At 33.1% G+C, this 12,504-nt stretch carries 10 protein-coding genes; all 10 read left to right on the top strand.

All coding sequences use genetic code 11. The features are described 5' to 3' along the window. The first annotated feature begins 20 nt into the window (after positions 1 to 20). The 10 genes from DFQ11_RS05345 (at position 21) to DFQ11_RS05305 (ending at position 12,356) form a co-directional block, all read left to right on the top strand. On the top strand, positions 21 to 1,430 hold the full coding sequence (locus DFQ11_RS05345) for a S1C family serine protease (RefSeq protein WP_110474846.1): 1,410 nt from the start codon (positions 21 to 23) through the stop codon (positions 1,428 to 1,430). 142 nt (positions 1,431 to 1,572) lie between these two features. Continuing rightward, positions 1,573 to 3,021: a glyceraldehyde-3-phosphate dehydrogenase gene (locus DFQ11_RS05340; RefSeq protein ID WP_110474845.1), complete on the top strand. Its 1,449-nt coding sequence runs from the start codon at positions 1,573 to 1,575 to the stop codon at positions 3,019 to 3,021. A gap of 275 nt (positions 3,022 to 3,296) precedes the next feature. Next, a complete protein-coding gene (locus DFQ11_RS05335; protein WP_110474844.1) occupies positions 3,297 to 3,905 on the top strand; it encodes a tRNA (guanine-N1)-methyltransferase in 609 nt (202 codons plus the stop codon). Positions 3,906 to 4,068: 163 nt separating this feature from the next. Continuing rightward, positions 4,069 to 4,746: a tRNA (guanosine(37)-N1)-methyltransferase TrmD gene (trmD, locus tag DFQ11_RS05330; protein WP_110474843.1), complete on the top strand. Its 678-nt coding sequence runs from the start codon at positions 4,069 to 4,071 to the stop codon at positions 4,744 to 4,746. Between the two features lie 189 nt (positions 4,747 to 4,935). Then, positions 4,936 to 5,286 carry a 50S ribosomal protein L19 gene (gene rplS, locus DFQ11_RS05325; RefSeq protein WP_110474842.1) on the top strand — a complete coding sequence of 117 codons (351 nt, stop codon included), beginning with the start codon at positions 4,936 to 4,938 and terminating at the stop codon, positions 5,284 to 5,286. A 421-nt stretch (positions 5,287 to 5,707) separates the two neighbouring features. Further along, positions 5,708 to 5,878 carry a hypothetical protein gene (locus tag DFQ11_RS15155; protein WP_158524984.1) on the top strand — a complete coding sequence of 57 codons (171 nt, stop codon included), beginning with the start codon at positions 5,708 to 5,710 and terminating at the stop codon, positions 5,876 to 5,878. 206 nt (positions 5,879 to 6,084) lie between these two features. Continuing rightward, on the top strand, positions 6,085 to 6,660 hold the full coding sequence (locus tag DFQ11_RS05320) for a pentapeptide repeat-containing protein (RefSeq protein ID WP_110474841.1): 576 nt from the start codon (positions 6,085 to 6,087) through the stop codon (positions 6,658 to 6,660). A 146-nt stretch (positions 6,661 to 6,806) separates the two neighbouring features. Beyond that, positions 6,807 to 9,029 (top strand): NADP-dependent isocitrate dehydrogenase, encoded by a 2,223-nt coding sequence (locus DFQ11_RS05315; protein WP_110474840.1) that lies wholly within the window; start codon positions 6,807 to 6,809, stop codon positions 9,027 to 9,029. 145 nt (positions 9,030 to 9,174) lie between these two features. Then, complete coding sequence (locus tag DFQ11_RS05310) at positions 9,175 to 11,538, top strand: TonB-dependent receptor (protein WP_189343009.1); 2,364 nt, start codon at positions 9,175 to 9,177, stop codon at positions 11,536 to 11,538. A gap of 2 nt (positions 11,539 to 11,540) precedes the next feature. Further along, entirely contained in the window at positions 11,541 to 12,356 is an 816-nt protein-coding gene (locus DFQ11_RS05305) for a DUF4249 family protein (RefSeq protein WP_110474838.1), read from the top strand. Positions 12,357 to 12,504 lie beyond the last annotated feature (148 nt).

Raw genomic sequence — 12,504 nt, 5'->3', positions numbered from 1 at the left:
AACTTAAATCTGAAAAAATTATGAAGAAAGTTATAACATTAGTATTTGTTTCGGCATTAGGTGGTCTATTAACTTTAGGAGGATATAAACTTTTTATTGAAGATGAAAAACAACCATTAAAGGTTGAGCAGACTTCTGACTTTCCAGTATTCGTACCTGCATCGACTCATAATACTATAAACTCCAATTCTGTAGATGCGCCTAATTTTGTAGAGGTAGCAGAAAAATCATTGGACGCTGTAGTACATGTTAAAAATACATCAATCGTAAGTGCGCCTGTAACTATGCAGGATCTATTCTTTGGTCGACAATCACAACGCGCACAAGTAGGAACAGGAAGTGGTGTTATTATTTCCCCGACAGGATATATTGTGACCAATAATCATGTGATAAAAAATGCAAACACTATCAGTATTACACTTAATAACAATAAAGTTTATGAGGCTGAATTAATTGGTACGGACGAATCTACGGACATTGCTTTATTAAAAATAGACACAGAAGACGAATTACCATTTATGGCTTTCGGCGATTCTGATAATGCCAAAGTTGGGGAATGGGTCTTAGCTGTTGGTAACCCTTTCAACTTAAATTCGACGGTGACGGCTGGTATAATTAGTGCCAAATCAAGGGATTTAACTGGACAACATTTACAGTCTTTCATACAGACAGATGCCGCAGTAAACCCAGGAAACTCAGGTGGTGCTTTGGTAAATACTAATGGCGATTTAATAGGAATTAACACCGCTATTTCATCTCGTACAGGTTCTTATATTGGTTATTCATTTGCGGTTCCAAGTAACATAGCCCGTAAAATAGTTAATGACATAATGGAATATGGAAATGTGCAAAATGGTATTCTTGGTGTTGTAGGAACTGCTTTAAATAGTAGAGCTGCAGAAGAATTTAAAACTAATATTACGGAAGGGTTTTATGTCAGCGATGTACAAGAAGACACAGGAGCTGATAGAGCCGGTATTAAGTCGGGAGACATTATTAAAAAGATTGACAATGTTTCTATTAATAAGTTCTCAGATTTAACTGGTTATTTAAAAACAAAAAGTCCGAATGATGTTGTGGATGTCACGTTACTAAGAAACGGATCTGAAAAAGTTTTATCGGTTACTTTATTAAAACCAACTACTGCTTTACTACCTACAATTGGAGTTATAAAAAATGCGACTAAACAAGATTTAAAGCAAAACAGAACAGATTATGGAGTTAAAATTTTAGAATTCGACGAAAACACCAAACAATATTGGAATAGAAATGGTGTTGAAGAAGGAAGTATAGTTACTAAAATTAATGGCAGAAAGCTTAATTCAGTTGATGATGCTCAGACTGCACTTAATATGAGAGAATTCAATGAGCCTTTACAGATTGAAGTCATCAATAATGCAGGAGAAAAAATCATCTATAATTTTAGATAAAAATGTAAATTTTATTCACTTAATAACCACCCTTTAAAGTCATATTCTTTGAAGGGTTTTTATTTTCCAGCAAAAGGGCTACGAAAACGTTTGAATTGTATTACTTTTGCACAAAATTTAAATCACTTAAACCAAAGAAAACATGGGATTTAACGAGACTTACGAAAAAGAGTTAGCGTTTCAAGCCGATCGTCGCAGAGCAACTGTTGAATTTATTAAAATTATCAGTGATCTGTGGTACGACAAGTCAATTGAGCTTGTATTATTTAGAAATCAACTTATTGACAAAAATGTGAGCGAAATTTTAAACCTGCATGAATATGCTGGGGAATTTGTTCAAAAACCAATTTCAATTTTTGATTCTGTAGAAATTGCACAAGCCATTAGCGCAGCAAACTTACCTCCTGCTAAGTTAGATATTGGTAAATTAACTTACGAATATCATTTAGAAGATCAGAAATATAATAATGCAACTGCTTTTGTTGCTTCAAAACTGGGTAGTGCTAAAGAAAATAAAATGATCGAACCTAAGGATGTTATTCTTTATGGTTTTGGTAGAATTGGCCGCTTAGTTGCACGTGAGTTAATGACGCGTACCGGAAAAGGTAACCAACTACGATTAAGAGCTATCGTGACTAGAGGTGAAATTAATAAAGTTGTTTTAGAAAAACGTGCTTCTTTATTAAAGAATGATTCTGTTCACGGTGATTTTTCAGGTTTAGTAAGTACTGACGTGGAAAATTCAGCATTAATCATTAATGGTACTACTGTTAATATTATTTCAGCAAACAACCCTGAAGATATCGATTACACTAAATATGGTATAAACAATGCTTTAGTAATTGATAATACTGGTGCTTTTAGAGATAAAGAAGCTTTAAGTAGACATTTAAAAGCAAAAGGTGTTGATAAAGTATTGTTGACGGCGCCTGGTAAAGGTGTGCCAAATATTGTACATGGCGTTAACCATTTAGAACATAGTCCAGAAACAGTAGATATTTTCTCTGCGGCATCTTGTACAACTAATGCTATTACTCCAATTCTAAAAGCAGTAGAAGATTCTTTCGGAATTAAATCTGGGCACTTAGAAACGATCCATGCTTATACTAATGATCAAAATTTAGTAGATAATTTCCATAAAAAATACAGAAGAGGTCGTGCTGCTGCATTAAACATGGTAATAACTGAAACAGGTGCTGGACAAGCTGTAAGTAAAGCGATTCCTGCTCTTGAAGGTAAGCTAACTTCTAACGCAATTAGAGTTCCAGTTCCAAATGGCTCATTAGCAATTCTAAACTTAGAATTAAAAAATGAAACTTCGGTTGAAAGCATTAACACAATCATGAAGAAGTATGCACTTGAAGGTGATTTAGTTGAACAAATTAAATACGAAATGAGTGACGAATTAGTATCTAGCGATATTATTGGTAGCTCTGCTCCAGCAATATTTGATAGTAAAGCGACGATTGTTAGAACCGATGGAAAAAATGCTGTCCTATATATATGGTACGATAACGAATATGGCTATAGTCATCAAGTTATTCGTTTAGCGAAATATATTTCTAAAGTTAGACGTTTTGCTTATTATTAATCGTTAACTAAACTGAAAAGAAAAAATCTTGTCTTAGGGCAAGATTTTTTTTTGTTTAATTTTGAAAAACTATTGGAACGCAACCTAATAGTGTTCGAGAAGCATTTTCTATTTATAATTACTACTAATATAACATCCAAAACAGACTTCGTTTCGTATATAAAATGCCTCATTAATTTGTGAGGCTATTTGTTTAAGATTTTTTTATGATATCCTCATAAAATCGTTATCTTGGCAACTATTATAACCTAACAAAAATCAAAATTACGTCGTAAATGAAATTCTTAACGAAAGTTTCTTTAATTCTATTAGTTACACTCAGTTTTCAAAATATAAACGCACAAACAGAAGTCGAACAAGAAGAAAAATTGTCTTTAAACAGCGGTACAATAGATAATCAATTTGAATTTGTTATCAGACGTTCTAACAGTTGGCAAGATTATAAAACTGTAAAAAAATCATGGCTTTATACTTTAAAAGCACATACGTTAGATTCGTTAAAAGCTGTACATAAAGATTTATCCGATACTCAAGCAATTGTTAATTCACAAACAGCTGAAATTGAAAGTTTAAAAGAGAAACTTTCAAGTACAGAGTCAACATTAAATGCTACCAACGAAGAGAAAGACAACATTTCCTTATTTGGAATTCTAATGAGTAAAGCCAACTACAAAGTTTTAATGTGGAGTATCATTGGAGGTCTTTTTGCCCTATTATTAGTGTTCATTTATAAGTTTAAAGGAAGTAATTCTGCAACGAGAGAAGCAAAATTAAAATTAGATGAAGTTGAAACTGAGTTTGAAGAACACAGACGTAACGCCTTAGAACGCGAGCAAAAAGTAAGACGTCAATTACAAGACGAACTGAATAAACAAAAATCTTAGTAGTACTTACACTATCAGATATACTTAAAATCCGTAATGTACATTACGGATTTTTCATTTTAAACCCATTGAAGGTTGAGAGAGATAATGACATAACGGCTATTTAGATCACAATCAAATTCCACAATTAAACCTATCTTTGCAATCAATTTTTTAGAATACCATGCGAATAGATATAATAACTGTATTACCAGAACTTTTAAAAAGTCCATTTGAAGCCTCTATATTAAAACGAGCTATTGAAGCAGGCTTGGTTGAAGTTCATTTTCATAATTTAAGAGATTATGCCACTGGAGGCTATAAGGCTATAGACGATACTCAGTTTGGTGGAGGTGCTGGAATGGTTATGATGATTGAACCAATAGATAAGTGTATTTCAAAATTGCAAAAAGAGCGAAACTATGACGAAATCATTTATATGACTCCAGATGGTGAAACCCTGAATCAAAGTATCGCGAACCAAACCTCTTTAAAAGAAAACATTATTATTCTTTGCGGTCATTATAAAGGAGTAGATCAGCGCGTACGTGACAAGTTTATTACCCGTGAAATATCAATTGGAGATTATGTGCTTTCTGGTGGTGAATTAGGAGCAGCTGTACTCTGTGATGCTGTTATTCGTTTAATTCCAGGCGTATTAGGTAATGAAACCTCCGCCCTAACCGATTCCTTTCAAGACAATTTGTTAGCACCACCCATTTATACGAAACCAAGAGACTACGATGGAATGAAAGTGCCTGAGGTATTATTTAGTGGTAATTTTCCGGAAATTGAAAAATGGCGTGAAGAACAAGCTTATTTGAGAACAAAGGAGCGTCGACCAGATTTGCTTGAAGATTAAAAGTTTAAACCTCTACTAGAGTCCTAAATAGCCGATGAGTTTATAATAATTCTTCAAATTAATGTTAAAAATAAACCAGCAAAGCATTGCTTATATTTAAAATATAACTATTTTTGCACCCAATTTTAGATTAACCTCTGGCGAAAATCGTGAATGTTGATCCGAATTAACTATAATAAATAAAAGAAAATGAATTCTTTAGTAAAATTTGTTCAAGACGAGTTTGTAACTCGTAAAGACTTTCCAGAATTTAGCGCTGGTGATACTATCACAGCATACTACGAAATTAGAGAAGGTGAAAAAGTACGTACTCAGTTTTTTAGAGGTGTTGTATTACAACGTAAGGGAAGTGGAGCCACTGAAACCTTTACAATTCGTAAAATGTCAGGAACTATTGGTGTAGAGCGTATCTTCCCAATTAACTTACCTGCATTACAAAAAATTGAAGTTAACAAACGTGGTAAAGTACGTAGAGCAAGAATCTTCTACTTTAGAGGACTTACAGGTAGAAAAGCAAGAATTAAGGAAATTAGAAATTAATTCTATCTTACATATAACGATAAAAGAGCTTTCTGAAAAGAAGGCTCTTTTTGGTTATAAACAATTGTTAGTAACTGGAGTTTATAAATTGTTGATATCTAAAATGTTAAATAACTAGAGATATTCTAAATAATATTGTAAATTAGTAAAACAATTAACAACAAACATAGTTTGGTTTTGAATTTTATTCAGATTTATGTTAAATTGGGTATAAAGATTCGTTCTTTATTTATTGAAGTTGTTTTTTGAGGTTGTCTAGCGGTTTATTCAAACAAATCTTAGCGAAACAACCATGAAGCTTAATTATTATATCATACTAGGTAGGGTATAATGGTTTAAGTGAAAAGCTCTGAAAAAGTACTGGAATCGAAAGTGAACACGAAAAGGAAGAGCAATGCTTTACGTTCTATCATTCATAATAATGAATTCTAAAGAAAAAGCATCAAGAAAAACAAACTTTGGAAACAAAGTAGTATCAGGTCAATACATTTTGAAAGGTATGAAATGTTTCATTATTGAAACGGAAACACTTGAACCGAAAAAGATGATGACTTTAATTAGTCATACAGCTGAGTTAGTGAAAGCTAGATAGGTCACGTTAGTACTGTTTCAAAGAAAGCCATGTCAGAGCAGTTTTACTGTAGTGATATGGCTTTTTGTTTTTCATATAACGCCTTAACTATTCAAGTTTACTAAAATCCGTAAATCTAATAATTGTACGTACTATTTTTAAGCATTATGCATATCGGAGATGCACTGTTTAATTAATAATCTAAATTCTTTCCGTATCATTGTCACATGATTTTACCAGTAATAGATAACCAAACATTTAGTAAGCAAGATTATGCAAAGGATGATTTATTAAAAGCAGAATACGAGGACTGTACGTTCATAAATTGTGATTTTAATAATTCCGACCTCACTAGCGTTGCATTCCTAACTTGTGAGTTTATAGATTGTAATTTCAGTAATGCTAATATCACCCAGACCACCTTCAATAACGTTAACTTTAAAGGCTGTAAATTGTTAGGTGTTAAATTTCATAGATGTAATGAATTTTTACTATCCTTCAGCTGTTCGGATTGCTTGATTAATTTTAGCAGTTTCTACAAAGTAAAACTAAATCAGACTAAGTTCTATAAATGTATTCTTCATCAGGTCGACTTTACGGATGCGCAAGCTAAACATGCAATATTTGATGATTGTGATTTATCTCAATCCATATTTTACAATACCAATTTAGAACATGCCGATTTATCATCGGCCTATAACTTTTCAATTGATCCTTCACTAAACCAAATCAAGAATGCCTATTTCTCTAAATCTAACCTCATAGGACTATTAAACGCATTCAAAATCAGAGTAAAAGATTAAATTCAAAATTTTAAGTGTTTATTTAAGAACTTAATAAATTTTGAGGTCCTTTACTACAAATCTTATACCTACAAAACAGTATCAATTTTGTATATTTGCACAGCTCAATTTCGGGCGTATTATTATTCATTTTATTTTCTAGACTTATGACAAAAACAGCAAAGATTGTATATACAAAAACGGATGAAGCTCCAGCTTTGGCAACACGTTCATTTTTACCGATTGTTCAAGCATTTACAAAGTCTTCAGGTATCTCTATTGAAACAAAAGACATATCATTAGCGGCTAGAATTCTAGCGGCGTTTCCAGATTTTTTAACTGACGATCAAAAAGTAACGGACGATTTAGCAGAATTAGGAGCATTAGCAAAAACACCAGAGGCTAATATTATTAAACTTCCTAATATTAGTGCATCTATTCCACAACTAACTGCTGCCATAGAAGAACTACAAGAAAAAGGCTATAAACTTCCTGATTATCCAGAAGAGCCGAAAAACGATACAGAGAAAGAAATTAAATCTCGCTACGATAAAATTAAAGGTAGTGCAGTAAACCCGGTTCTTAGAGAAGGAAACTCTGACAGACGTGCTCCAAAAGCCGTAAAGAATTATGCTAAGAACAATCCACATAGTATGGGTGCTTGGTCGCCAGAATCTAAAACTCATGTGGCTACTATGACCAAAGGAGATTTCGCGCACAACGAAAAATCGGTTACACTAGACGATGCTACAACTGTAAAAATTGTACATACAGACGCTAAAGGAAATAAAACCATCTTAAAAAATGATTTCAATTTACTTAAAGATGAAATCATTGATGCTACTATAATGAGTAAAAAAGCTTTACTCGAATTCCTAGAATGGCACGTAGAAGACGCATTAGATAAAAGTGTTTTATTTTCGTTACATATGAAAGCCACAATGATGAAGGTTTCTGACCCTATCATTTTTGGGCATGCTGTACGTGTGTTCTTTAGAGACTTATTTGCAAAGCATGGTAAAACTTTCGATAAAATTGGAGTTGATGTCAATAACGGTTTTGGAAACTTACTTGAAAAATTAGGAGAACTTCCTGAAGCTAAACGTGACGAAATCAGAGCAGATATACGTTACGAACTAACTCATGGTGCCGATGTAGCAATGGTAAACTCGGATAGAGGTATTACCAATTTACACGTACCAAGTGACGTCATTATTGATGCATCTATGCCTGCCATGATTAGAAACTCTGGCCAAATGTGGAATTCTGAAGGTAAACTTCAAGATACAAAAGCTGTTATACCAGATAGTAGTTATGCTGGAGTTTATAGTGCAACTATAGATTTCTGTAAAAAGCATGGAGCTTTTGACCCTACCACTATGGGAACTGTTCCTAACGTTGGACTTATGGCTCAAAAAGCTGAAGAGTATGGCTCTCATGATAAAACTTTTGAAATTCAATCAAAAGGAAAAGTAGAAGTTATAGATGCGACAGGAAAAGTATTAACTAGTCATAAAGTAGAAGAAGGTGATATCTGGAGAATGTGTCAAGTTAAGGATGCACCAATTCAAGATTGGGTAAAGTTAGCTGTTACAAGAGCTAGGGCTTCTCAAACTCCTGCTGTTTTCTGGTTAGATAAGAAAAGAGCTCATGATGCAGAATTAATCAAAAAAGTAAACAAATACCTTCTTGACCACGATACAGAAGGATTAGATATTAGGATTCTTTCACCTATTGACGCTACTAACTTCACGTTAAAAAGACTTAAAGAAGGTAAAGATACCATTTCGGTTACAGGAAACGTATTAAGAGACTATTTAACAGATTTATTCCCAATCCTAGAAGTTGGTACAAGTGCAAAAATGTTATCTATTGTTCCATTAATGAATGGCGGTGGCTTATTTGAAACAGGAGCAGGTGGATCTGCACCTAAGCACGTTCAGCAGTTTGTTGAAGAAAATCATTTACGATGGGATTCCTTAGGTGAGTTTTTAGCTTTAGCCGTTTCACTAGAGCATTTTTCAATTGTAAACGATAATAAAAAAGCTCTAATCTTAGGTGAGGCTTTAGATGATGCTTCTGACAAATTATTAGAAAACAGAAAAGGTCCTTCAAGAAAAGTGAATGAACTTGATAATAGAGGAAGTCATTTTTATTTAGCATTATATTGGGCTCAAGCACTTGCTAATCAAAATGAAGATGAAGAATTAAAGTCTGAATTTACAAGCGTTTACAAAGCTTTATCTGAAAATGAAGAGCAAATCGTTAAAGAACTTATCGATTGTCAAGGTGAACCAGTAGACATGGATGGTTATTACCTTCCTGACGAAAACTTACTAACGCAAGCAATGCGTCCAAGTTCAGTATTAAATAAAATACTTAACAATTAGTAGTCCTATTTCAATTATATTAAAAGCTTCTTTAGGGAAGCTTTTTTTATGGCTTTTAGTTTATATTTACTTGGAATTCAAGTTATCTAAGTGATATGTCAGATAATAATTATATGCTATGCCTACTCCGCTTATGAAGTCATTTATGAAAAGACTAATTTTCTTTTTTTTAATGAGTCCCATAATTATTCTAGCTCAAGATAAATTTACGATTAGCGGGACTATTTCAGATAAACAAAGTAATGAAACTCTTATAGGCGTTACAATTATATTTCCAGAACTACAAACTGGAACTGTTACAAACGAATATGGCTTCTACTCTATTACTTTACCAAAAGGAACCTACGTTCTACAAATTAGTTATTTAGGCTATAGAACGATTTCTGAAACTTTAGTTCTTTCAGATAATATACAAAAGAACTATCAATTAGAAGAAGCTGCCGAAACCTTGGACGAAGTCGTTATTACAGAAGACATTGAAAAACTGAACATTAAGAAACCACAAATGAGCGTAAACTCTTTATCTATCAAAACGATAAAGAACATGCCTGTTGTTTTAGGCGAAGTTGACGTTATAAAATCAATTACGCTTTTACCAGGTGTTACCAATGCAGGGGAAGGCTCCTCTGGTTTCAATGTAAGAGGCGGTGCTGCAGATCAAAACCTCATACTTTTAGATGAGGCCACTATATTTAATTCGTCGCATCTCTTTGGTTTCTTTTCGGTATTTAATCCAGATGCCATTAAAGATATTAAATTATATAAAGGTGGTATTCCAGCCAAGTATGGCGGACGTGTTTCGTCTGTTTTAGATATTTATCAAAAAGAAGGAAATAGTAGTCAGTTTCATATGAATGGTGGAATTGGTTTAATTTCTAGTCGCTTACTTGCTGAAGGCCCTATTAAAAAAGATAAAGGCTCGTTTCTATTGGGTGGTCGTAGTAGTTATGCGCATTTATTTCTTCCACTATTTGATATGGATAATGTGGCTTACTTCTATGATCTCAACACAAAACTGAGCTACAGACTAAATAACAATAACAACATCTTCTTGTCTGGTTATTTCGGTAGAGATGTCTTTAATATTTCTGACAGTTTTGAAAATACTTATGGAAATACCGTTGTCAATTTCAGATGGAATCACCTGTTCTCAGATAAACTATTCTCAAACCTTTCTCTGATATATTCAGATTACTACTATGGACTAAAATTGAATTTTGTGCAATTCGATTGGGAGTCTGGCATTAGAAATTTTAATTTGAAGTATGATTTAAAACATTATATCAGTAATAACTTTAAACTCGATTATGGATTAAATAGCATCTATTACAAGTTTAATCCAGGAGAAATTAACCCTACTACAGAAGAGTCTGGTATAAATCCAACAAAATTAATAGATAAATATGCTCTTGAAAATGCCATCTATATAGATGCCGAACATAAATTGAGCCCTAAATTATCTGTGAGTTATGGGGCGCGTTTGAGTGTGTTTCATCGCTTAGGTCAAGGTGAATTAAATCTTTATGAAAATGACAACCCTGTTACCTATAATGAGGCCACACAAGTTTATGAGAATGCAGAGCCAATAGGAGTTGTAAACTACAACAGAAGTGATGTAATTCAAACTTTTTCTCAAATAGAGCCACGCTTGTCTATGGCCTTTCAACTTAATGATAATTCGTCCATAAAGGCCAGCTATAATAGAATGAGCCAATATTTACATCTGTTATCTAATACAAGCTCTCCTACCCCATTAGATATTTGGACGCCTAGTGGAAAATATATAAAACCACAATTGCTAGATCAAGTGGCCATCGGTTATTTTAAAACATTTAAGAACAACGCTTATTCACTAGAAGTTGAAAGTTATTATAAAATCATTGATAACCGCATTGATTATATTGATGGGGCTAATTTAATTGCGAATGATGCGGTAGAACAAATTATTTTAAATGGTGAAGCAAGAGCCTATGGATTAGAGATGTTATTAAGAAAGAATGAAGGTAAGTTTAACGGTTGGTTGGCCTATACACTTTCAAAATCTGAACAAAAAACTCCAGGACGAACAGCCTCAGAAACTGGGATTAATAATAGCGAATGGTATAACAGTTCTTTCGATAAAACACATGATATTTCTCTAACAGGTAGTTATGAATTTAATAAGAAATGGTCACTCAATTCTAATTTTATCTTTCAAACAGGCCAGTCTACAACTTTTCCTAATGGGCAATATGAATACAATGGTATTATCATTCCGAGTTATGAAAGTAGAAATTCTAGTAGGTTACCATCCTATCATCGTTTAGACATTGCCGTAAATTATAATCCCAAACCAAACAGTACTAAAAATTTTAAAGGTGAATGGGTATTCGGAATATATAATGTTTATAACAGAAAAAATGCAGCGAGTATATCATTTAGAGAAAATCGAAATTCAGGAACTAATGAAGCGGTAAGACTCGCTATTTTCGGAATTGTTCCTTCTATTTCTTATAATTTTAAATTTTGATTATGAAAAAGCTAATATATACATTTATCGCTTTGACCTTTCTCTTCTCTTGCCAAGATGTTATAGACGTTGATCTTAACGAGACGGCACCGAGGTTAGTAATAGAAGCTTCTATCAATTGGTTTAAAAATACTCCGGGTAACGAGCAAACCATAAAACTGTCTTTATCTGCTCCCTTTTTCCAGGATTCTATTCCTCCTGCTAATGGCGCAACCATTCAAATTACAGATGCCAACAATAATGTGTTTAACTTTATTGAAGAAGGTAACACAGGGATTTACATCACTCACGATTTTATACCTGTTATCGATCAAGAATACACCTTAGTTATTGACTACAATAATGAAACCTTTACTGCTACAGAAACCTTAAAATCCGTTGTGCCCATTGATTATGTAGAGCAGAACAACGAAGGTGGTTTTTCGGGAGAAGATATTGAGCTGAAGGCTTTTTTTATGGACCCAGCAAATATTGATAATTATTATTTTTTTGAATTTATAAGTGATATTCCTGTAGTCCCAACCTTGGCCGTTTATGAGGATACCTTCACTGATGGAAATGCTAATTTCGGATTTTATACAGAAGAGGATTTAGAAGCAGGAGACCATGTGACCATTAGAAATTATGGTGTTTCAAAACAGTTTTATGAATTCATGTTTATTTTATTACAACAAGGAGGTCAAGAAGGCGGTGGTCCATTCGAAACTCAACCAGCTACAGTGCGAGGCAATTGTATAAATACGACCAATTCAGAACATTATCCTTTCGGCTATTTTAGATTATCAGAAGTTGATGAACTTATCTATACAATTCAATAGTGTATTATACTGATATAGGTTGACTCTTTTTTGTTATTGTTTACACGTTCAATAGATTTTTTTTAAGCCGTTTAGAAGGCAAAAAAATAGTTTGAACTAGGTCTATTTTTAAATCTTAAGCTCAGGTAAATTTACCTTATTTTTTCGA

Source organism: Winogradskyella epiphytica (assembly GCF_003217215.1).
Classification (GTDB): Bacteria; Bacteroidota; Bacteroidia; order Flavobacteriales; family Flavobacteriaceae; genus Winogradskyella; species Winogradskyella epiphytica.
Note: the sequence above shows the minus strand (reverse complement) of the source record. Positions and strands in the feature narration are given on the sequence as shown.